Origin of the sequence: Croceicoccus sp. BE223, assembly GCF_031457155.1 — a bacterium.
GTDB lineage: Bacteria > Pseudomonadota > Alphaproteobacteria > Sphingomonadales > Sphingomonadaceae > Croceicoccus.
The window spans coordinates 746,227-767,887 of record NZ_JAVDWB010000001.1; the positions used below are offsets into that span (position 1 = coordinate 746,227).

A 21,661-nucleotide genomic window follows, 5' to 3' on the forward strand; every position below is an offset into this window, starting at 1 on the left:
AGGACGGGATTTCGTGCGTTACCTGCTTTGCTCCACCGCCATGGCCGCTCTCGCCATCGGCGCCACTTCGGCCCATGCCGAGGACGTGACCACCAAGAAGGAGGTGCCGCTGCGCACCTCGACGATCAAGAACGGCACGCCGGACGCGATCAACATCACCTCGGCCGGATCGGTTGTGCTGACGTCGGGCACCGCGGTGACGATGGACAGCAACCACAAGGTGGCGAACGCGGGCGCGATCACCATCACCGGCAGCGCCGCCGCCACCGGCATCGCGGCGGAAGCCGGGACCACCGGCGATATCGTCAACACCGGCACGATCACCGTGGACGAGGCCTATACCGCCAAGGACGACGACAACGACGGCGACCTCGACGGGCCGTTCGCGCTGGGCAGCAACCGCTTCGGCATCCGCACGCTCGGCGCGCATGTCGGCAAGATCGTCAACAGCGGCACGATCACCGTCGAAGGCAACAATTCGGCGGGTATCTCGCTCGGCGGAACGTTGACCGGCGATTTCGTCCATGACGGCAAGACCACGGTCATCGGCGACAACTCGGTCGGCATCGATGCGCAGGCGATCGACGGCAAGGTCCGGCTGGCGGGCACGGTCGAGGCCAAGGGCGCGGGCGCAATCGGTGCGCGGTTCGGCGGCGACGTCAGCGGCGCAATGGTGATCCAGGGCGCGGTGAGCGCCACCGGCTATCGCAGCACGACCGCGCCTTCCAGCACGACGAAGCTGGACGCCGACGACCTGCTGCAGGGCGGCCCGGCGATCACCATCGAGGGCAACGTCGCGGGCGGCATCGTGCTCGCCGTTCCGCCCAAGGACACCAGTTCGACCAACAACGACGAGGACGCCGACGGCATCGAGGATGCGAAGGAAGGTTCGGCCAAGGTAGTCTCCTATGGCGAGGCGGCGGGCCTTTCCATCGGATCGTCGACCCGCGACATCGCCATCGGCCCGGTGGCGGGAACGGCCAGCCAGTTCGGCCTGCAGATCGAAGGGGTGGTCGAAGGCCGCGGCGTCTATGCCGGGATCGACGGCAACGCGGTGGTCGTCGGCGGGCAGGGCTTCGGCGTCACCATCGCCAACGGCATCGGCGTTTCCGGTACGGTCGCGGCCTTTTCGGTCGGTTCCGACGCCACCGCGATCCGGCTGGGTGCGGGGGCCTCGACGCCGACGCTGCGCAATTCGGGCACGATCAGCGCCAGCGGCTCCAACGCGGTCGACACCCGCGCCGTCGCGGTGCAGGTCGATGCTGGCGCCAGCCTGCCCTCGATCCAGAACAGCGGCACGATCAAGGCGACGACGACCGGCGCCAACGGCACCGCCGTCGCCATCCGCGACCTGAGCGGCACCGTGACGCTGGTGCAGAACGCGGGCGAGATCACCGCCAGCGGCGCGACCGCGGGCAGCGGTCGCAATGTCGCGATCGACCTGTCGGCGGGCACGGCGGCCACCACCGTGCGCCAGACCGCGGTCGCATCCGGCGTCGCGGCCCCCGCGATCAACGGCGACGTCCGCTTTGGCAGTGGCGACGACCTGCTCGACCTCGCCGACGGCACGCTGAAGGGCGACGTCAACTTCGGCGCGGGCAGCAGCACCCTGCAATTGAGCGGCGATGCGGCGCAGACCGGCAAGGTCACCTTCGGCACCGGCACCTCGACCATGAGCCTGGCCGGAAGCTCCACTTACACCGGCCTTGCCGACTTCGCGGGCACGATCGGCACCCTCTCGCTGGCGGGCACGAGCGTGTTCCGGGGCGGGCTGGCCAATGCGGGCAACCTTGCGGTTTCGGTGGCCGGCGGCACGCTCGACATCGCCGGGCCGGCGACGATCGGCTCGCTGTCGCTGGGCGCGACCGGCAAGCTGGTCGCCACGCTCAGCAAGACGGCGGGCGCGGGCACGGCGCTGACGGTGGGCGGCAACGCCAGCTTCGTCGAAGGATCCAAGCTGGTGCTCAGGCTTTCGGGCGTGACCGGGGTCGAGGGCAGCTACACCGTGCTCACCGCCGGGTCGATCACCGGGCTCGACAAGCTGGACGCAGACGACGCGCTGGTCCCCTACCTGTTCAAGGCGGAGATCGACGAGACGGCGGCGACCAACACCATCGTCGTCGACGTGACCCGGCGCACCGCGGCGCAGCTCGGCCTCAACGGTTCGGGCGTCACCGCCTACGACGCGGTGATCGACGCGCTGGGCAACGATGCGGCGATCGCCGGGGCGTTCCTGTCGATCGCCGACGGCGACCTGTTCCGCCAGACCTTCGCCAGCATGCTGCCCGACCATGCCGGCGGCGTGTTCGAAGGCATCAGCCAGGGCGAACGCATCCTGATCCGCCAGATGCAGGACCCGCTGACCCCGATCGCGCGCACCGGCAACTTCACCGCGACGATGAACCTCTCGACGTGGGACGGCGACAAGGAAATCGGCGACAATGCCGCATACGACCTGCAGGGCCATGCCTTCTCGTTCGGCGGCGAGTTCGCGGTGGGCAAGCTCGGCCATGTCGGCGTCACCATCGCCAATCTCTACAACCAGCACACCAACGACGTGATCAGCGACGTGGAAAGCAAGTCGTGGGAAGTCGCCGCGCACCTTCGCGGCAAGTGGGGGCCGGTCATGGGCTTTGCGCGCGGGTCGTTCGGCATGTCGAACATCGAAAGCAAGCGCACCTTCACCGGCACGTCGAACGGCACGGCGATCAGCCGCACCGTCGCCGGCGACTGGGACGGCCGTTACGTCAGCTTTGCGGCGGGCGCCTCGGCGGAGGGCGGATCGAAGGTGTTCTTCTTCCGCCCGCAGGTCACAGTCGATTACATCCGCCTGAAGGAGGACGGCTACACCGAGGCCGGCGGCGGCAAGGCGCTCGACCTCAGCGTCGATTCGCGCACCAGCGACCAGTTCGGCATCAACGGTTCGATGGTGCTCGGCATGGACCTGATGGGCCGCAGCCGACGCGACGGCGGCTGGTTCCGGATCGAGACCGAGGGCGGCTGGCGCGAGATACTCGGCGGCGAACTGGGCGAAACCACCGCGCGGTTCGAGAACGGCGACGACTTCACCCTGACGGGCGAGGATGCCGACCACGGCTGGTTCGGGCGCCTGCGAATGATGGGCGGGCCGGGCGGACTGACCTTCGGCGGCGAAATCTCCGCCGAAAAGCGCTTCGACGATGTCGTCACCAGCCTGCGTGGTTCCGTGCGCTTCGAATGGTGACGAAGCGGGCCGGCGCGTTCCTGCCTTGATCAGTCCCCGATGAGGGCGGGGCGCCAACCGGCCCACTGCGGCACGCCGACATCCCGTCGTCGGCGTGCCGTTTTTTTTGGCAGGCTTGCAGTCGGCCGGGCCCTTGGCGGGCAACGGGGCAGGGACAGCGGAATGTGCCCGGGCGAATTATTGACAAGAGATTAATTAAGGCAGACATTCCCGCCGTCGCGTCAGGGGGAAGACGTATGGCCTCGCTTGAATCAGACCCGTCCCAATTCGATAGCCAGACCGTCGCATCGTCGATTTCGTCGCGCAAGGCGGCGATCATCGCGGGCGTCGCGGTCATTGCCGCCGCCGCTGCCTTCGTCGCCCTGCGACCGATGCCGATGACCGGCTCTGCCGCAGGCACCATCGCACCCGCCGAACGCCACGTCGAAGCCCAGGTGGGCAGCGCCGACGTGACGCTGGGCGACCAGTCGGTGGCGCAGCTGATGCAGACCGACGCGTTCGAGGTGATGGTCGCCAATCCCGCCTTCCGCCAACTGGCGCGCGATCCGGGCTTTGCCGCGTTGGCGCAGAACCGGCAGGCGATGGCGATGATGGCCGCTCACCCGGCGGAATTTGCCGCGGTGCTCAAGGACGCGGCCGTGTTCCGGGACAACCTGCGCCGGGCCGAGGCATTGGCGAGCGAGGCGCGGCTGAACACGGCCGTTGCGAAGAACCCGGAAGCCTTTGCCGCGATGGTCGGCGGGGCGGAGGCGTTCACGCGCCTTGCCGCGCAGCCGCAGGCCTTTGCCGAGATGGCGAAGCATGCCGCGTTCTACGCCGCGATCTCCCGCTATCCCGAAGCGTTGCTGACGATGGCCCGCGATCCGGCCGCGTTCGGCAAGTTCGCGCGCGATCCGGCCGCCTTCCGGTCTGCCGCCACCGCCGCCAGCATGCCGCAGATGAAGGGGGCCGAAGCGGCGTTCAAGGCGCTGGCCGCCGATACCGCCGCGATGAAGCAGGTCACCGCCGGGGCGGCTGCCTTCGACGGCATGGCCACGCACAGGGCCGCCTTTACTGCGCTTGCCCGCGATGCGGAGGCGATGAAGATGGCGATGGGGGCCGAGGCGATGGCGACGATGGCCCGCAATGCCGGTGCCTTCCGCGTCGCCGCCACCGATGCCGAGGCGCTGGCCAGCATGGCCCGCTCCGCCGCCGCGTTCCACGCGCGGCTCAACGCATCCGCCGCCGCCAGCGCGCAGGCGCGGCTGGTCGATGCGCAGGTGACGACGCTGATGGCGGCCAATCCGCAGGCCTTCAACCAGCTCGCCAGCCAGCCGCAGGCGATGCTCGCCTTCGCCCGCAACGCGGAGGCGATCTCGCAGCTGGCCAGGACGCAAGCCTTCGCATCCCTGATGTCGAACGCGAACTTCGCTTCCGCGGTCAGGACGCAGGCCTTCGCCAACGCCGTGGCGCGACAACAGTAAGCCGGACGACGGGGGGTAATGGATTCGGGTCGAGCGTCCGCCGGACGGATCCTGTCTCTCGCCACCGCGCTTTTCTGGGCCGGCGGCAGCAGCGCAGCCATGGCGCAGGTCCTGGACGTTCCCCCGTCCGCCCCGCCCATGACGGTGGAGCCTGCTGCCGCCGAGCCTATCCTCGTCGATCCCGCGCCGGAGCCGCCGCCACCCGTCGCGGAGGGCGACCCGCCCGAAACCGCCAACAACCTGCCGCTGATCGACCTGTCGCTGCTTCGCACCGGCGACTTCGCATTGCTCTATTTCGATCCGGCGCAGACCTACCTGACGCCCTATGTCGGCCGGGCCGTTGCCAATGCGCTCGACTATCACAAGCACCTGTTCGACTGGCAGCCGTGGGACCCGACGACGGTGCTGCTCAAGGATTTCTCGGATTACGGCAATGCGGCGGCACGCGCCTCGCCCAACAACGCCGTGCTGCTCGATGTCGCGCCGCTGGGCATCAGCTACGAGACGTTCAGTCCGGGCGAGCGGTTCTACACGCTCAGCAATCACGAGCTGACCCACGTGGCGACGATGGACGTGTGGAATTCGCGTGACGCACGCTGGCGCCGGTTCTTCGCGGGCAAGCCGATGCCGGTGGAGGAGCATCCCGAGACGATCCTGTACAATTTTCTCGTCACGCCGCGCGTCAACAGCCCGCGCTGGTTCCTCGAGGGCAGCGCCGTGTTCCTCGAGACGTGGATGGCAGGCGGACTGGGCCGGGGGCAGGGTGCCTACGACGAGATGGTCTGGCGGGCCAAGGTGCGCGACGGGGCGAGGATCTTCTCGCCGCTGGCCCTCGAATCGAAGGGGATCGCCAGCGACTTCCAGGTCGGGGTCAACGACTACCTCTACGGCACCCGCTTCTTCAGCTGGCTCGCCCTGACGCACGGCCCGGACAAGGTGCTGCAATGGCTGCGGCGCGACGAGGACAGCGCGGGCTTCTACGCCGCGCAGTTCAGGCGTGTCTTCGGCATGAGGCTGGACCGCGCTTGGGACGAGTGGATCGGGTGGGAGCGGAAATTCCAGGCAAGGAACCTCGCCACTCTCGCGCAGTATCCGTTCACGCCGGTGCGCCACATCACCGAACGCGGCCTGGGTTCGGTATCGCGCGTCTTTTACGATGAGCGCACGAACAGCCTGATCGGCGCGTTCCGCTATCCGGGCGTGCTGCCCTATGTCGGGCGGCTGTCGATCGAGACCGGGCGGACCGAAAAGCTCGCCGACATCAAGGGATCGATGCTCTACAGCGTCACCTCGATGGCGTTCGACCCGGCGTCGCGCACCGCATTCTATACCGAGGACAACTACGCCTACCGCGACCTCGTCGTCATCGATGTCGACAGCGGACGGCGGCGCAGGCTGCTGACCGATGCGCGGATCGGGGACCTGGCCTTCAACGCGGCCGACAAGTCGCTCTGGGGCCTGCGTCATCAGAACGGTCTGTCGACGCTCGTCCGCATCCCGCCACCCTACGAAGGTTTCAACCAGGTCCACACCTTCGACTACAACGAGGTTCCCGCCGATCTCGACATCTCGTCCGACGGCACGCTGATCGCGGCGTCGATGGGTCTGTCGAACGGCGAACAGTCGGTGCGGGTCTGGCGGACGGAACAGCTCTTGGGTGGAGAGGCGCCGCAAACCGTGGCCGAGTTCCGGCTGGCCCCGGCGATACCGGAAAGCTTCGTGTTTTCGCCGGACGGGCGATCGCTCTTCGGCACGGCCTACTACACCGGCGTGTCGAACGTGTTCCGCTACGATCTCGATGGCGGCAAGGTCGCGGCCGTAACCAACGCCTCCACTGGGTTTTTCCGCCCGCTGCCGATGGCGGACGGATCGATGATCGTCTTCGATTTCGCGGGCGAGGGGTTTACCCCGGCGATCGTCACACCGGCGGACGTCGACGATCTCGGCACCGTCGCCTTCCTCGGCACGGAAGTCATCCGCCGCTGGCCGGAGCTGAAGGGCTATGCCGCCGGTTCGCCCGCGCGGGTCGACCTCGACGCCGCCGTGACCGAGCGGGCGAAATACCGCCCCGCCGACGAGCGCAAGCTGGCGGCGCGCTTTCCTTTTGTCACCGGCTACAAGGGCGATCCCGCCTTCGGCTGGCGCCAGACCTACGAAGACCCGCTGCAATTCCAGCAGTGGAACCTCGAACTCGCGGTCAGCCCGTTCGGCGACATCCGCGACAGCGAGCGGATCCACGCCAGCATCGAGTACCGGTCGCTGAACTGGCGGGTGCACTACTGGCACAACCTCGCCTCGTTCTACGACCTGTTCGGCCCGGTGGAACGGAGTCGCAAGGGCGATGCGCTGACCGTCGGGTGGCGCAAAAGCCAGGTCTACGACCCGCCGCGCACCCTCGACCTGTTCGCCGAGGTCGCCGGCTTCGTCGGGCTGGAAACGCTGCCCAATGCGCAGAACGTATCGGGGCCGAAGAACCTGCTCTCCAGCCAGGCCGGGGCGCGCTACGTCAACGAGACGAAGTCGCTGGGCTCGCTCGATCACGAGAAGGGCGTCGGCGCCGAGCTGTTCGCAGGCGCCGACTACGGCAATGACGAGGTGTTCCCGCGCATCCACACCGGCCTTGCCTTCGGCCGCCCGCTGCCGCTGCGCAATTCCTCGCTCTGGCTCTACACCCATGCCGGAGCGGTGGGCGGGCCGGCGCGCGATCCGCTGGGCCGCTTCTATTTCGGATCGTTCCGCAACAACTATGTCGATGACCGGGACGTGAAGCGTTACCGCGAGCTCGAATCCTTTCCCGGCTACGAGATCGACGAGATCGACGCCCGCCGGTTCGCCAAGGCGATCGGGGAATGGAACCTGCCGCCGGTCCGCTTTGCCGAGCTGGGCACGACCAGCCTCTACCTCAGTTCCGCGCGGCCCGCGGTCTTTGCCGGCGCGCTCGCGACGCGGCAGGCCGACGGCACGAACCGCACATTCTATACCCTCGGGGGACAGGTCGATCTCAACCTGACCGTCGCGCTGCGACTGCCGATGACCTTGTCGCTCGGCGCGGCGCGCGGTTTCGAGAACGGGGGGTTTCGCAAGACGGAGTGGTTGATGTCGCTGAAAATCCTGTGATGGTCGGCTGATGGATTCCCTCGTCGCGCTCAACGTCGTCCTGGCCCTGACCCCGGTGCTGCTGCTGCTGGGCGCGTTCCTGTGGCTCGACGTGCTCCACTTGCTCGGCAAGTCGACGATCGTGCTGCTGCTCGTGCTGGGCGGGATCGCGGCGGCGCTGGCCTACCCGGTCAGCGGCCAGGCGCTCGACGCGCTGCCGCTGGGCCGGTCGGGCTATTCGCGCTTCATCGCGCCGTGGATCGAAGAGGCGCTGAAGGGCGCGCCCATCGTCTGGCTCTTCGTGATGAACCGCATCGGCTACAAGATCGATGCGGCGCTCTGCGGCCTTGCGATCGGGGCGGGGTTCGCCATCGTCGAGAACGCGATCTACCTCGCGCAGGATGCCGGGATCAGCCCCGGCGTGTGGCTGGTGCGCGGCGCGGGGACGGCGGTGATGCACAGCGGCACCGCGGCGATCATGGCCGCGCTGTCGCACCAGTTCAACGAACGCAGCCTGCTGGTTCATGCCGGGGACTGGAAATTCCACCCCACCGCCTTCCTGCCCGGCTACCTCTGCGCCGTGGCGCTGCATGTCGCGTTCAACCAGTTTCCGGAAAAGCCGCTGGTCGCCATGGCCGCCACCATGGTCGTCGTGCCGATCGCGGTCATCGCGCTGTTCCGCTACGGCGCGAAGGAGGCCTCGCATTTTCTCGATGTCGAGCGCCAGGAACACGCCGCCGACCAGCCGGCGCTGGAGGCGGGCGAGTGGCCGGACACCGAATGCGGCCGCCAGCTTCGCGTCTACGTGGCCGAGCGGTCCGACCTGCCGGGCCTCGGCTCGCAAGTGCTCGAATACTGGCGGCTGCTGGGCGAACTGGTGCTCAGCGCGGAAAGCCGGATGGTGGAGCGGGCCAACGGCCAGCGGCTCGACCCGCAGGCCGAGCTGGACCGGGCGCGGTTCGAGCGGCTCCACGCGATGGAGCGCGACTTCGCCCCGCCGACCCTGCGCGCAGTGAAGCGCCTGCTGCCGTTCAGCCGCAACGACCTGTGGGACATCGCCGAACTTCGCGAGCAGCTGAAACGGCACTAGCTCCGCGGCTGCCTTCCCGCTGCCGCCTCGGCCGTTGACAACCCCCGCCGAACCGAACATCCCGGCTTCCGAACGGGAGTGTGCCGACCGATGCCGAACCAGCCGATCCTCGTCCTCAACGGACCCAACCTCAACCTGCTGGGCCAGCGCGAGCCCGAGGTCTACGGCCATGCGACGCTGGCCGACGTGGAGGAGCTTTGCCGTACGACCGCAGACGGGCTGGGCCACGAGATCGAATTTCGCCAGTCCAATGCCGAGCACCAGCTGATCGACTGGATCCACGCCGCCCGCCACGGCGCGGCCGCCATCGTCATCAACCCGGCGGCGCTGACCCACACCTCGGTCGCCCTTCTCGACGCGCTGATGGCCTACGAGGGCCCGGTGATCGAGGTGCATATCTCGAACGTCCACAAGCGCGAGGCCTTCCGCCATCACAGCTACGTGTCGGGCCGCGCCGACGCGGTGATCGTCGGCTGCGGGGTGAACGGCTATGCGCTGGCGCTGCGCCAGGCGGCGCATCTGCTGGGCTGATCGCCGCGATTTTCCGGGAGGACTGGCCCTGACCCAACGCATCGTCGTTTTCGGCGCGACCGGCGACCAGGGCCGCGCACAGGTCGAGGCGCTGGTCCGTGCCGGCCATCACCCGGTCGCAATAAGCCGCGGCGGCGATGCGGCCCCGGTCGACGGCATGGCGGTCGAGGCGGTGGGCGTCGACCTTTCCGACGAGGCGGCGAGCGAGGCGGCGATCAGGGCCGCGCTGGGCGGGGCGGACGTGGTGTTCCTCAATCTCCCGTCCACCTCGTTCCAGGCGGCCGAACCGCTGATCGCGGCCACGCGCACCATCGCCGATGCCGCCGCGAAGGCCGGTGTCGGCGTGATCGTCTTCAACACCAGCCTGCCGGTGCCCGACGACAAGCGCGGTTTCGCGGCGCAGGACGCGCGGCACGACATGCGCTCGATCCTGTTTTCGGGCGAAGTCCCGGCGATCAGCCTCGAACCGGTCGTTTTTCTCGACAACCTGCTCAAGGGCTGGGCATGGCCGAGCATCGCCGAGCGTGGCGTCCTCGCCTATCCGCACCGGGCCGAACTGGAGGTCAGCTGGATCTGCCACGCCGATCTTGCGCAGTTGATGATCGCGGCCGCGAAGCGACCGGACCTGTCGGGCCGGCACTTCGCCGTCGGCGGCGCGGAGACGGTCCGGTTGGAGCAGCTGGCGGCGATCCTGTCGCAGGCCTGGGACGCGGACCTCGCGGTCGAGAACCAGAGCATCGACACCTTCGTCGGCAACATGGGGGCGGTGTTCGAGGGCAAGTCGACGCTCGACGCCGAGCGGATGATGGGCGAACTGAAGCGCATCTACGAATGGTACAACTTTTCGCCGGAGCAACCCTTCAAGGTCGACATGAGCGGGGTGCTGCAGGAACTGCCCGTCACGCTCACGCCGATCGCCGAGTGGGCCCGCGCGCAGCGGCTGCCGTCACCCATCCGCGGCTGAAGGCGGGGGACCGGGCCGATGCCGCGATTGTGCCGGGGCGGGGCGGGGCGCTAGGAACAGGGCCATGGCTTCCCCGCGTCCCGCACTGCCCGGCCACTACCATCCGCGCCTGCTCGCGGCGGCCAGCGCGCTCAACCGCAACGATCTGCCCCGTGCCGAGCCTCTGCTGCGCCAGCATCTGAAGGACGATCCCTTCGACCCGCTCGCCATCCGGATGCTGGCCGAACTGGCGGGCCGCATCGGGCGTTATCGCGATGCCGAAACGCTGCTGCGCCGCGCGCTGGACATCGCGCCCGACTTTACCGCCGCGCGCTCCAACCTCGCGCTCGTGCTCTATCGCACCAACCGCCCGGCCGACGCGATCGAGGAACTGAACCGCGTCTCGCTCGAGGATCCCGACGACCTCGGCTATTCCAACTTGCGCGCCGCCGCGCTGGGCCGGGTGGGCGACTACGACGAGGCCCTGGAGATCTATCGCAGGGTTCTGGCCGAACGGCCAGACCAGCCCAAGGTGTGGATGAGCTACGGCCACCTGCTCAAGACCATCGGCCGGGTCGAGGACGCCATTGCGGCCTATCGCCAGGCGATCGGGCGCAGACCCGCGCTGGGCGAAGCGTGGTGGAGCCTTGCCAATCTCAAGACCTTCCGGTTCGAGGAGGCCGATCTCGCGGCGATGGAAGCGCAGCTTGCGCGCGACGACATTTCCGCCGAAGACCGCTTCCACTTCGATTTCGCGCTGGGCAAGGCGCGCGAGGATCGCGGCGAGGCCGACGCCGCCTTTGCCCATTATTCCGCCGGAAACGCGCTGCGCCGCGAAAGCCTGCCCTACAGCGCCGGCGAGACCCGCGCCTTCGTCGATCGCTCGATCGCGCTGGCGACACCGGAATTCTTCGCCCAAAGAAAGGGGCAGGGCTATCCGGCGCCCGACCCGATCTTCGTGGTGGGCATGCCGCGCGCCGGTTCGACCCTGATCGAGCAGATCCTGTCCAGCCACTGCGCGGTAGAGGGGACGAGCGAGCTGCACGACATTCCGATGCTCGCCAAGGACCTCGGCCCCTATCCCGGCGCGCTGGCGACGATGGACGCCGGTGCCTTCCGCGCGCTTGGCGAGGGCTACCTCTCGCGCACCCGCGTCCATCGCCGTACGCCGCGCCCTTTCTTCATCGACAAGCTGCCCAACAACTGGGCGCATGTGCCGCTGATCCTTCTGGCGCTGCCCGGAGCGAAGATCATCAACGCGCGCCGTCATCCGCTCGGCTGCTGCTTTTCCAACTTCAAGCAGCATTTTGCGCGGGGACAGGGGTTCAGCTATGCGCTGGACGACATGGGCGGGTATTATCGCGACTACGTCCGGCTGATGGCGCATATCGACGCGGTGCAGCCCGGGCGCGTCCACCGCATCATCTACGAGGACATGGTCGAGGATACCGAGGGCGAGGTGCGCCGCCTGCTCGATTTCTGCGGCCTGCCGTTCGAACCGGCGTGCCTGTCCTTCCACGAAACCGAGCGCGCTGTCCGCACGGCCAGCTCCGAACAGGTCCGCCAACCGATTTACCGTGACGGAACAAGCGCGTGGAAACCCTTCGAGGCGCACCTCGGCCCGCTGGTCGAGGCGCTGGGCCCGGCGCTCACCGAATGGCGCGGCTGACCTCGTTCGAGATGCCTGGTGATATTAATGTCACTAGGCCGATGGCAAGCGTCGGGACAAGTTTGCGGCGCGCTTGACGGGCGCGGGCGTTTGGCGGGAACCTCGTTCATCTTGCAGTGCAGCGATATGAGGGGTTCAATGCGGCACAATCCTACGCGCAAGGCGGCAGCGGCGCTTTTCGCATCCACGGCATTCATCGCTTTCCCGGCCATGGCGCAGGACGACCCGACGATGTCGGCTCCGTCGTCGGATGAGGCCGCCGATTCCAACGTCATCATCGTCACCGCGCAGAAGCGGGCGGAAAGCCTGCAGGACGTGCCGATCAGCATCCAGGCCTTTAACGGGGCCAAGCTGGAACAGCACCAGGTCGCCAGCTTCGACGACTATGCCAAGATGCTGCCCAGCGTCAGCTTCCAGTCGTTCGGCCCGGGCCAATCGCAGATCTACTTCCGCGGCGTGTCCAGCGGCGCGAACGCCAACGGCAGCCATTCCGGCCCGCAACCCAGCAGCGCGATCTACGTCGATGAAGTGCCGCTGACCACCATCGGCGGCGCGCCCGACCTGCACATCTACGACATGGAACGTGTCGAGGCGCTGTCGGGCCCGCAAGGCACGCTCTATGGCGCCAGTTCGCTGTCGGGCACGCTGCGTCTCATCACCAACAAGCCCACGACCGACCGGGTCGAGGGCGGTGTCGATGCCTCGCTCACCAGTTTCGGCAAGGGCCGGAATTCGACCGGCGGCTCGCTGGAAGGCTTCGTCAACCTGCCGCTGTCCGAAACCGTGGCGCTGCGCACCTCGGCCTTCTACGAACGGGTGGGCGGATACATCAGCAATGTCGCCGGGTCGCGGACCTACCAGGTCTTCGACGTCAACGGCGACCTCGTCCCCCTGACGGTCGACAACGCGGCCTATGTCGAGAAGAATTTCAACGACGTCGAGACCTGGGGCGGGCGTGCCGCACTGGGCATCGATCTGGACGAGAACTGGACGGTCCTGCCGGCGGTCATCTACCAGAAGCAGAAGTCTAACGGCACGTTCCTGTTCGACCCCACCGTCGGCGATCTGGAATTGCAGGACTACACGCCCGATTACGGCAGCGACGAATGGTACCAGGCGATGCTGACCGTGCGCGGCAAGATCAGCGACTGGGACGTGACGTACGCGGGCGGCTATTTCGAGCGCGAGACCGACGTGGTGCAGGACTATTCGGCCTACACCGTCGCCTACGACGCGGCCTATCCGTCCTATGTCAGCTTCCTCGACGCCAACGACGAGAACATCGACCCGACGCAAACCTATCGCGGCTTCGACAAGTACACCAAGCAGACCCATGAACTGCGCCTGTCCTCGCCGTCGGGCAATCGCTGGCAACTGATCGCCGGCGTGTTCGTCGCGCGCCAGACCGACCGGATCAATGCCGACTACATCATCCCCGGCCTTGCCGCATCGCCCTACGGCTACGCGGTGCCGGGTTGCGGCGACGACATCTTCTGCACCCGCGTCTTTCGCGTCGACCGGGACAAAGCGGCCTTCCTCGACCTGACGTTCGACATCACGCCGGCGCTCAGCATCAACGGCGGCATCCGCTATTTCCGCACGAAGAATTCGCTGAGCGGCTTTTCCGGCACCGCGGGCACGGTCGCCAACACCGATCTCTGCCCGCCGTCGAGCGATCCGGACCTGCCCTGCGACCTGTTCGACAAGACGGTCAAGGAAGATGGCGAGACTCACAAGCTCAACCTGACCTACAAGATCGATCCCGATGCGATGATCTACGCCACCTATTCGACCGGCTTCCGGCCCGGCGGCATCAACCGGCGAATCGGGGTCAATCCCTACATGGCCGACACGCTCGACAACTACGAGGTCGGCGTGAAGACGATGTGGCTCGACCGCAGGCTGACGCTCAACGTCACCGGCTATTACGAGAAGTGGAAGGATCTTCAGTACGGCCTCAGTTCGGCCGGTTCGCTGGGCGTCATCAGCACCTACAACGCCGGCAACGCGCGGATCAAGGGCGTGGAGGCGGACTTCAACCTTCGGGTCGAGCAGTTCAACCTTTCGGGCGCGGCGACCTACACCGATGCGCAACTGACCACCGATTTCTGCCCGATCGACGCCAGCGGCAACCCGGCCTGCACCTCGCCCGACGTGGTCGCCGCGCCTGCGGGAACGCGTCTGCCGATCCAGCCGAAATTCAAGGCCAACCTGACCGCACGGCAGGGCTTCGATATCGGAGAGGCGCTGGCCTTCGTGCAGGGGACGGTCAACCACCAGTCGGGCACGCGGTCGTACCTCACCGATTTCGAGGCGGGGCTGCTCGGTTCGACCAAGGGCTTCACCACCTTCGACTTCTCGCTGGGCGCGGACATGGGCCGCTGGATGTGGGAGGCCTTTGTCCAGAACGCCTTCGACAAGCGCGGCATCCTGTCGATCAACACCGTCTGCGTGCCGTCGATCTGCGGCGATTTCGCCCGCTACTACCCGATCCGCCCGCGCATGTTCGGCGTGAAGGTCGGCACCCGCTTCGACTGACGTCCCACGCCGACCGGCGCGCGACCGACGCGTGCCGGTCGGCATTCGGCCTTGCCGCACCGGCCGCACCGGCGGTCATGCGGCACCTGTTGGAGATTCAGCCCTTTTTTCTGCTAGTTTGGCCCCGCCGTCATTGCGCTAGAGTGCCGCGCAGACAAACGGGCAGCGGCCGCCATCAGGCCGAAGCGTGGCTCACTTGTCGAGCGACGGGGGATGCGGGGTCGGCCCGAATGCCGACCTTTTCCGCCGATCATCCCGCGTAAAGCATGGGGTGAGTAACGTTCGCCGGGACCACGCAGAAAAGACGGGATGACGGGATGACAAAAGGCAGGATTTCGCGCGTCAGGATTCTCACGCTGGCCCTCGCGGGGGCCACCGCGGCGATGGGCGTGGGCGGGCTGGTCACCGCCTCCAGGGGTGTCGCGCAGGTGGCCGCGCCGGCCGCGGAAACGGCTTACTGGGTCGAGGAGGTCGCCGCCAATCTCGACCGACCCTGGGAAATGACCTGGCTGCCCAACGGCGACATGCTGGTGACCGAACGGCCCGGCCGCCTGCGCGTCATCCGGGACGGCAAGCTTCTGCCCGATGCGATCAAGGGCACGCCCGAAGTGCTGTCGACCAGCATGTTCGACGGATTGCTGGACGTGGAGGTCGATCCCGACTTCGCCAGCAATTCCACGATCTACCTGACCTACATGACCGGCGACGACAACGCGCGCGTCGGCCACATCATGAAGGCCAGGCTCGCCAACGGCGCGCTGAGCGACCAGAAGGTGATCTTCACCACCGCGGTGCCCGCGCCTGCTGGCGGCCCCAACATCATGCGCATCCTGTTCCTGCCCGACAGGACGATGCTGGTCGGCATGGGATCGGGCGGACAGGGCAGTCGCGGCATGGTTCAGCGGCTCGACAACCAGTCGGGCAAGATCATCCACCTGAACCGCGACGGCAGCGCTGTGGCGGGCGGACCGATGGCCAAGGTGGAGGGCGCGCTGCCCGAGATCTGGGCAATGGGCTTCCGCAATCCGGCCGGCATCGCGCGGACGACGGACGGCGAGATCTGGGCGATCGACATCGGGCCCAAGGGCGGCGACGAACTGAACCTGATGAAGGCGGGCGGCAACTACGGCTGGCCGCTGTCGACCTGGGGCTTCGATTATTCGGGCCGGGCGATGAGCGAGCAGCAGGACGGCGGCGATTTCGTCGATCCGGTCATCAACTGGTCGCCATCGCGCGCGCCGTCGGGCCTGATCCAGTATACCGGAGACCGTTTCCCGGCATGGAAGGGCGACCTGTTCACCGGCGAACTGATGGGCCACCTCATCCGCCGCATCCGGGTCAAGGACGGCAAGGTCGTGCTCGAAGAGGCGATCATGGCCGACATGAACGAGCGCATCCGCACCGTCGGGCAGGGGCCGGACGGCTACATCTACGCGCTGACCGACAGTTCGAGCGGTCGCGTGCTGCGGCTTCGCCCCGGCGCCCCGGCCGCGTCCGAAAAGGCGAAGGTCGCCAAGCCGAGCGCGGCGCCGACCGATGTCGGCATGTTCGGCGATTTCGCCAATCGCGGCGTCTATCAGGAGAAGTTCTCGCAAGTGATGAACAACTTCAAGTACGACGAGGTGCGCGCCAAGAAGCTGTTCGGCGAAAACTGCGCCGCCTGTCACAGCGCGGGCACGTTCACCAGCGGCGAAATCGGACCCGACCTCAACACGGTCTATTATCGCAAGTCAGGCACGCTGCCCGGCTACAACTACTCGACGGCGATGAGCAATCCGAAGACGCAGGTGATCTGGGACGACTTCAGCCTGCAGGCCTTCATCGCGAACCCGATGTCGTATTATCCCGGCACGAAGATGGCGGTGCCGCCGATCAACGACTTCGAGACGGTGCTGCAGCTCGACGCCTACCTCCGCTCGCTGAGCCAGGGCGACGCCAAGATCGACCCGCACACCCGGCAGGTGGTCAAGGACTGACGCGGCGCCCGCCGTCCGGCAAGCGAACCGGACGGCGAGGCAGCGACCTGCCGGTCTCAGCGGTTCGGGATGTGCGTGCCGAGGTGCTTGCCGGCGAGGTAGCCGAACGTCAGCCCGGGCCCCAATGTGCCGCCCGCGCCGCCGTAGCCTTCGCCCAGCACCGCCGCCATCGCATTTCCGGCGGCATAGAGGCCGGGGATCGGCTCGTCATTCCAGTCGAGAACCTGTGCTTCGGCATTGGTGCGCGGGCCGCCCGCGGTGCCGAGCGCGCCCGCTTCCATCTTCACCGCGTAGAACGGCGCCTGGTCGATGACGCCGAGAGTGCGGTAGGGCGGCTCGTAGTCCATGTCGCCCCACATGTAGAAATTGTCGTAGCTGTTGTCGCCTCGGCAGAAGTCGTCGTCGTGCCCGGCCCGCACCATCGCGTTGAAATGCGCCACTTCGGCCAACAGCCCCGCCGGGTCGATGCCGGCCATCTTCGCCAGTTCCTCCAGCGTGTCGGCCTGCATCATGAAGGACGGCACGGGGCCACCCGCCGGCGTGTTGAAGGTGTGGTACTTGTTGCGATAACGATCGTCGATGATCAGCCAATAGGGCAGGTTGGCATATTCGTGTCTGCCCCCGTCGAAGGCATGCAGCGCCTTGCCCAGCGCGTTGTAATTGGCCGCCTCGTTGACGAAACGCTTGCCGGTCCGGTTCACCAGGATCGCGCCGGGCCTGGCGCGCTCGTCCGAGCCGAGCAGGTAGTTGGGCTTGGCATTGCGGTGCTGCGGCTTCATCTCCAGCACGCTCTGCATCCAGTAGGCGTGCTGCATGTTGCCGAGCTGCGCACCCGCCTCGATCGCCATCAGCAATCCGTCGCCTTCGTTTTCGGGCACGCTGACCGGGCCGGTCAGCGGGCCGCGCAGGAAGGTCTTGACCAGCTTCTCGTTCCATTCGAACCCGCCGGTCGCGATCACCACGCCGCGCCGGGCGCGCACGCGATAATCGTTGCCGTCGGCATCGTCGGCAACGACGCCGATGATGCGGCCATTGTCCTTGACCAGGTGGCGGGCGCGCTTCTCGAACTCGACCGGGATGTCGCGCTCGATCACGGCGAGGAACAGCGAACCGGCCAGCGCCTGGCCCAGCCCGCGGTAGTCGCCGGCCTCGCGCTCGGCCAGCGTCGTTTCGTCGAGCGCGCCGGTCACCGCCTCCATCAGGCTGCCGCGCAGCGGGTAGGCCATCTTGCTGGGATTGACCCGCTGCGACCATTTACCCAGCCGCGCGAACGAAAAGGCCGCATTGTCGAGCGACCGCCCGCCCTGCGGCTTCGCGCCGGGAAGGTAGGGCTGGTAATCGGGAAAGTCGTTGAAGACGTGGAGCTTCACCGGCGTCTTTTCGGCCAGGTAGCCGAGCATTTCCGGCCCGCCTTCCATGAAGGCCATCAACACGTCGGGGTCGAGCGCGCCGGGCGACAGGGCGTCGAGATAGGCGACGATGTCCTCGTCGTCGTCCTCGATCCCGGCGGCGAGCTGGTGCGGGTTGTTGGGCACCCAGAGCATCCCGCCCGACATCGCCGTCGTGCCGCCGACCATGCCGGTCTTTTCCAGGATGACAACATCCTTCGCGCCGAAGTCGTGTGCGGCAATCGCCGCGGTCATCGCCGCGCCGCCGGAACCGAGCACCACGACATCGGCTTCGCGGTGCCAAACAAGGTCTTCCGTCATCGTTGCTCTCCCGTCCGTCGCCGCGTCTCCGCGTTGGGGCGGCGTTTCGTTGGCTGCCTTAGCAAGCGCGAGAAACGCGCGGATACCTGCGGTTTGTGACAGCCGGATCATCGTCCTTGCGAACTGCTGGAAGCGGAAGGGACGCCTCACTATCTCGGTCCCGACACAAGCACGGAACCTGCGCCATGACCGACCAAGCCGAAATCGCGATCTGCCCGGCCTGCAACACCGCCAACCGCCTGCCCGCCAGCAGGCCCGCGACCGAGGGCAAGTGCGGCAAGTGCGGCAAGCCGCTGTTCACCGGGCACCCACTGGTGCTCACCGCGGCGAATTTCGATGCCCATGCGGCGCGAGGCGACATTCCGCTGCTGGTCGATTTCTGGGCGAGCTGGTGCGGCCCGTGCCGCCAGATGGCCCCGGCGTTCGAAGCCGCCGCGGCGCAGCTCGAACCGGCGATCCGGCTCGGCAAGCTCGATACCGAGGCCGAGCAGGCGATTGCCGCGCGCTACGCGATCCGCTCGATCCCGACGATGATCCTGTTCCGCAAGGGCCGCGAGATCGCGCGACAAGCGGGCGCGATGCCGGCCGGCGCGATCTTCAACTGGGCGCGGCAGGCCGCCGGTCGCTAGCGCAGACGCAGGGCCTGCGCCGCGGCGCGCGACAGCGCCGGGACCGCGCCTGCGACGGCGGTCGCCATGCGCGAGGCGACGGGGCTTTCGGCGATGCGCTTGACGCCTTGCGCCGCGGTGATGGGCGTGGCCAGCCGCGCCGCCATGCCGCTGCGGAACGCATCGGGTCCTTCGCCGCGCAAGACCGCTTCGCCCGCGGCGATGCCGGTGCCGAGCGCGAGCGAAATCCCTTCGCCCGACAGCGAGGCGATGCACCCGGCCTGGTCGCCGACGCGAAACACCCCCAGCGCGCGTTCCGCCCGCCAGCCGTACGGGACGTTGGCGACGGCTGCCGCGTCCTCGACGCAGATGGCCGCGTCGAGCCGTTCGGCTAGCACCGGGCATTCGCCGTGGAGCGCGCGGAGGACGGCTTCGGGGCGCTTGCCGCAGGCGTCGAACCGGCTGCCGCGCATGGCGAGGCACAGGTTGGCGCGTCCATCCTCCTGCAGCGTCAGGCCGGCATAGCCGCCCGCAAAGCAGTGCAATTCGATCAGCCCCGACAACACCTCCTGCATCGCGGGGGTCAGGGTCAGCCGCCAGCGCAGGCCCAGCACCGGGTCGCCCTCGCGCGGCTGTCTGGGGAAGCCGCGCATCTCGTGCTTGCCGGTGGCGAGGATGACCGGACCTGCGCCGTGCGCTTCCGCCTGCTGCGCAACGCCGTCTGTGCCCCGGACGTGGACGCCTTTCCGGATCTCCGCACCGCAGGCCTCGGCACGGGCCTGGAGCGCGGTGTCGAGCGCGCCGCGCGACAGCGATGCGGCGGGTGCGGGAAGCGGCGACGCGGCGCGGGCTGATCCGGCATAGAGCGCCAGCGCAGTGACGGGCCGCGCCCCCAGCGCCGCGACATCGACGCCCAGCCGCGCGAGGCGGGGGAGGGCGGTCCAGCTGAGAAAACCGCCGCAAAGCGGATCGGCGGCGGTCCTCTCCCGCTCTAGCACCAGGGGCCGCGCGCCCGCCTCCGCCAGCGTGATGGCAGCGGCGCAGCCCGCAGGCCCGGCGCCGACGATCAGCGGACGCGCGTCACGCACAGGCGAAACGGGAAATGCCGCGCCACCTCGGCCCCGGCGATCCTGGCGCGGGAAAGGATCGGCGGCCATTCGGCGGGGCGATAGGCTCGGGCGATGGACAGGCGGCCATCCTCGCGCACGATGCGGTGCCAGCCCATCGCGCGGGCCAGCAGCGGGTAGCCATGATAGGGCAGGGCATGGCGGTGCAGGTCGTTCACCAGCCAGCCGAGGCGCGCCTCCGCCTCCATGAAGCGGAGGAAGGCGACGAGCTGCCGATCGGTCATGTGATGCGCGACGAGGCTGGACATCACCGCGTCCCAGCCTTGCCCGGCAAGCTCGGCATAATCGCCGGTGCGGTAGGCGATGGGCATGTCCGGCGGGGTCGCGGCGCGCGCCACGGGGGCAGATCGGGGGTTGAGGTCGATGCCGACAAGCTCGACCTCCACCCCGCCCTTTGCCGCCCAGCGCGCCACGCGGCGCAGCATGTCGCCCTGTCCGAAGCCGACGTCGAGCACCTTCAGCCGCGCGCCCGGCCTGGCGATGCGCGCCAGGAACGCGAGCGTGGGCCGCGCCGCCATCGTCAGCGTGTTGACGCGGGCGAGGTCGTTCAGCAGCGCGGCATACTGCTCTTCGGGCAGCGCGGGATCGTCCATCTGCTCCTCGGCAAGGCTGCGCTGCGCGAGGGTCATCGGGCCGTTCGGTAAGCAAAGCCCTCGATCGCGAGGCCGGGGCCGAAGGCAAGCGCCACGCCGTTTGCGACGCGACGGCGATCCGCCAGCACGCGAGCCAGCACGAACATCAGCGTGGCCGAGCTCATGTTGCCGAAATCGTGCAGCACCGCGCGGCTTTCAGCGAGGGCGTCGGGCGCAAGGTCGAAGCCTTGCTCCACCGCGTCGAGGACGGTGCGCCCGCCGGCATGGACCGCCCAGCCGTCGATCCGGTCAGGCTCGCCGAAAGCGCGCTGCATGACGCCGCTGGCGATCGCCTCGCGGATGTGGGCCGGAACCGCGCCCGACAGGGTCATGTCGAAGCCGGTGTCGCCGATGGTCCAGCCGATCAGCGCCGCGCTGTCGGGCAGTGTCGCCGAAAAGGGCGTGCCGAGCGCGATGCCGACCGGCTCGGCCGACACGATGGCCGCCGCCGCGCCGTCGCCGAACAGCAGCATGGTGAGGATTTCGTCGACCTCCTCGTCGGCCTGGAGGTGCAGGGTGCAAAGCTCCACCGTGACGACCAGCACGCGCGCCGCCGGTTCGGAACGGACGATGTGCCGCGCGGTGCGCAGCGCGGCGACCGCGGCGTAGCAGCCCATGAAGCCCACCAGCGTGCGCTCGACCGAAGGCGAAAGACCGAGCCGGCGGGCGACGATCTGGTCGATGCCTGGCGCGATGAAACCGGTGCAGCTGGCCAGGACGAGATGGGTCACCTCGTCCAGCCGCTCGAGACCGGCGGCGGCCTGCATCACCAGATCGGGCGCTTCCCGCGCATAGATATCCATTCGCGCCGAAGTCGGCGGCATGCCGCGTCCGTAGAAACCGTTGAACCCGGTCTGCGAACCGTCCGCGGGCGGGGCCAGCACGGTCCAGCGATGGGCGATGCCCGAACGGTCGGCCATGCGCCCGAAAAGCTTGCGCTGGCGAGGATCGGCGATGCGGGCTTCGGCCCATTCGCGGAAAACGGCGTGCGCCTCGTGACGGGGTACGGCGGTCGCGATCGCATTGATGTGGGGCTGGGTCATCCGACTCCTTTAC

At 68.0% G+C, this 21,661-nt stretch carries 14 protein-coding genes; 10 read left to right on the forward strand and 4 right to left on the reverse strand.

The genetic code is table 11. The annotated features are described in order from the left end of the window. Positions 1-13 precede the first annotated feature (13 nt). The 9 genes from J2X37_RS03900 to J2X37_RS03940 all read left to right on the forward strand — a co-directional run bounded on the left by J2X37_RS03900 (position 14) and on the right by J2X37_RS03940 (position 16,529). Positions 14-3,223, forward strand: a complete 3,210-nt coding sequence (locus J2X37_RS03900; RefSeq protein WP_310017964.1) for an autotransporter outer membrane beta-barrel domain-containing protein — start codon at positions 14-16, stop codon at positions 3,221-3,223. A 236-nt stretch (positions 3,224-3,459) separates the two neighbouring features. Next, positions 3,460-4,686: a hypothetical protein gene (locus tag J2X37_RS03905; protein WP_310017966.1), complete on the forward strand. Its 1,227-nt coding sequence runs from the start codon at positions 3,460-3,462 to the stop codon at positions 4,684-4,686. Positions 4,687-4,704: 18 nt separating this feature from the next. Beyond that, positions 4,705-7,803: a hypothetical protein gene (locus J2X37_RS03910; RefSeq protein ID WP_310017968.1), complete on the forward strand. Its 3,099-nt coding sequence runs from the start codon at positions 4,705-4,707 to the stop codon at positions 7,801-7,803. 10 nt (positions 7,804-7,813) lie between these two features. Continuing rightward, positions 7,814-8,872 (forward strand): PrsW family glutamic-type intramembrane protease, encoded by a 1,059-nt coding sequence (locus tag J2X37_RS03915; protein WP_310017971.1) that lies wholly within the window; start codon positions 7,814-7,816, stop codon positions 8,870-8,872. Positions 8,873-8,962: 90 nt separating this feature from the next. Beyond that, positions 8,963-9,403 (forward strand): type II 3-dehydroquinate dehydratase, encoded by a 441-nt coding sequence (aroQ, locus tag J2X37_RS03920; RefSeq protein ID WP_310017974.1) that lies wholly within the window; start codon positions 8,963-8,965, stop codon positions 9,401-9,403. Continuing rightward, positions 9,363-10,367: an NmrA family NAD(P)-binding protein gene (locus J2X37_RS03925; protein WP_310017977.1), complete on the forward strand. Its 1,005-nt coding sequence runs from the start codon at positions 9,363-9,365 to the stop codon at positions 10,365-10,367. The genes aroQ and J2X37_RS03925 overlap by 41 nt, the downstream gene beginning before the upstream one ends. Before the next feature lie 64 nt (positions 10,368-10,431). After that, on the forward strand, positions 10,432-12,015 hold the full coding sequence (locus tag J2X37_RS03930; protein ID WP_310017979.1) for a sulfotransferase: 1,584 nt from the start codon (positions 10,432-10,434) through the stop codon (positions 12,013-12,015). A 138-nt stretch (positions 12,016-12,153) separates the two neighbouring features. Then, complete coding sequence (locus tag J2X37_RS03935; protein ID WP_310017981.1) at positions 12,154-14,553, forward strand: TonB-dependent receptor; 2,400 nt, start codon at positions 12,154-12,156, stop codon at positions 14,551-14,553. 317 nt (positions 14,554-14,870) lie between these two features. Beyond that, positions 14,871-16,529 (forward strand): PQQ-dependent sugar dehydrogenase, encoded by a 1,659-nt coding sequence (locus tag J2X37_RS03940; RefSeq protein ID WP_310017983.1) that lies wholly within the window; start codon positions 14,871-14,873, stop codon positions 16,527-16,529. A 56-nt stretch (positions 16,530-16,585) separates the two neighbouring features. Here J2X37_RS03940 and J2X37_RS03945 read toward each other — a convergent pair whose 3' ends face one another. Beyond that, positions 16,586-18,238, reverse strand: coding sequence for an FAD-binding protein (locus J2X37_RS03945; RefSeq protein ID WP_310017985.1), 1,653 nt, complete (start codon positions 18,236-18,238; stop codon positions 16,586-16,588). Between the two features lie 185 nt (positions 18,239-18,423). Here J2X37_RS03945 and trxC point away from each other — a divergent pair, with 185 nt between their 5' ends. After that, positions 18,424-18,867, forward strand: a complete 444-nt coding sequence (gene trxC / locus J2X37_RS03950; protein ID WP_310017987.1) for a thioredoxin TrxC — start codon at positions 18,424-18,426, stop codon at positions 18,865-18,867. On the opposite strand, the gene J2X37_RS03955 is transcribed toward trxC, so the two are convergent. Genes J2X37_RS03955 through J2X37_RS03965 form a run of 3 tightly spaced genes read right to left on the reverse strand, consistent with a single transcriptional unit; the run spans position 18,864 to position 21,648 of the window. Next, on the reverse strand, positions 18,864-19,934 hold the full coding sequence (locus tag J2X37_RS03955) for an FAD-dependent monooxygenase (RefSeq protein ID WP_310017989.1): 1,071 nt from the start codon (positions 19,932-19,934) through the stop codon (positions 18,864-18,866). The genes trxC and J2X37_RS03955 overlap by 4 nt on opposite strands. Beyond that, on the reverse strand, positions 19,913-20,602 hold the full coding sequence (locus tag J2X37_RS03960) for a methyltransferase domain-containing protein (RefSeq protein WP_310017991.1): 690 nt from the start codon (positions 20,600-20,602) through the stop codon (positions 19,913-19,915). The genes J2X37_RS03955 and J2X37_RS03960 overlap by 22 nt, the downstream gene beginning before the upstream one ends. Further along, positions 20,599-21,648 (reverse strand): type III polyketide synthase, encoded by a 1,050-nt coding sequence (locus J2X37_RS03965; protein ID WP_310017992.1) that lies wholly within the window; start codon positions 21,646-21,648, stop codon positions 20,599-20,601. Before J2X37_RS03965 ends, J2X37_RS03960 begins: the two co-directional genes overlap by 4 nt. Positions 21,649-21,661: the final 13 nt, after the last annotated feature.

What these genes read in the sequence shown, in the direction of transcription:
- J2X37_RS03905 (WP_310017966.1), top strand. Translation starts at nt 3,460, where the DNA reads ATGGCCTCGCTTGAATCAGACCCGTCCCAATTCGATAGCCAGACCGTC.
- J2X37_RS03935 (WP_310017981.1), top strand. Translation starts at nt 12,154, where the DNA reads ATGCGGCACAATCCTACGCGCAAGGCGGCAGCGGCGCTTTTCGCATCC.
- J2X37_RS03930 (WP_310017979.1), top strand. Translation starts at nt 10,432, where the DNA reads ATGGCTTCCCCGCGTCCCGCACTGCCCGGCCACTACCATCCGCGCCTG.
- aroQ (WP_310017974.1), top strand. Translation starts at nt 8,963, where the DNA reads ATGCCGAACCAGCCGATCCTCGTCCTCAACGGACCCAACCTCAACCTG.
- J2X37_RS03965 (WP_310017992.1), bottom strand. Translation starts at nt 21,648, where the DNA reads ATGACCCAGCCCCACATCAATGCGATCGCGACCGCCGTACCCCGTCAC.
- J2X37_RS03945 (WP_310017985.1), bottom strand. Translation starts at nt 18,238, where the DNA reads ATGACGGAAGACCTTGTTTGGCACCGCGAAGCCGATGTCGTGGTGCTC.
- J2X37_RS03925 (WP_310017977.1), top strand. Translation starts at nt 9,363, where the DNA reads ATGCGCTGGCGCTGCGCCAGGCGGCGCATCTGCTGGGCTGATCGCCGC.
- J2X37_RS03915 (WP_310017971.1), top strand. Translation starts at nt 7,814, where the DNA reads ATGGATTCCCTCGTCGCGCTCAACGTCGTCCTGGCCCTGACCCCGGTG.
- J2X37_RS03940 (WP_310017983.1), top strand. Translation starts at nt 14,871, where the DNA reads ATGACAAAAGGCAGGATTTCGCGCGTCAGGATTCTCACGCTGGCCCTC.
- J2X37_RS03910 (WP_310017968.1), top strand. Translation starts at nt 4,705, where the DNA reads ATGGATTCGGGTCGAGCGTCCGCCGGACGGATCCTGTCTCTCGCCACC.
- trxC (WP_310017987.1), top strand. Translation starts at nt 18,424, where the DNA reads ATGACCGACCAAGCCGAAATCGCGATCTGCCCGGCCTGCAACACCGCC.
- J2X37_RS03960 (WP_310017991.1), bottom strand. Translation starts at nt 20,602, where the DNA reads ATGACCCTCGCGCAGCGCAGCCTTGCCGAGGAGCAGATGGACGATCCC.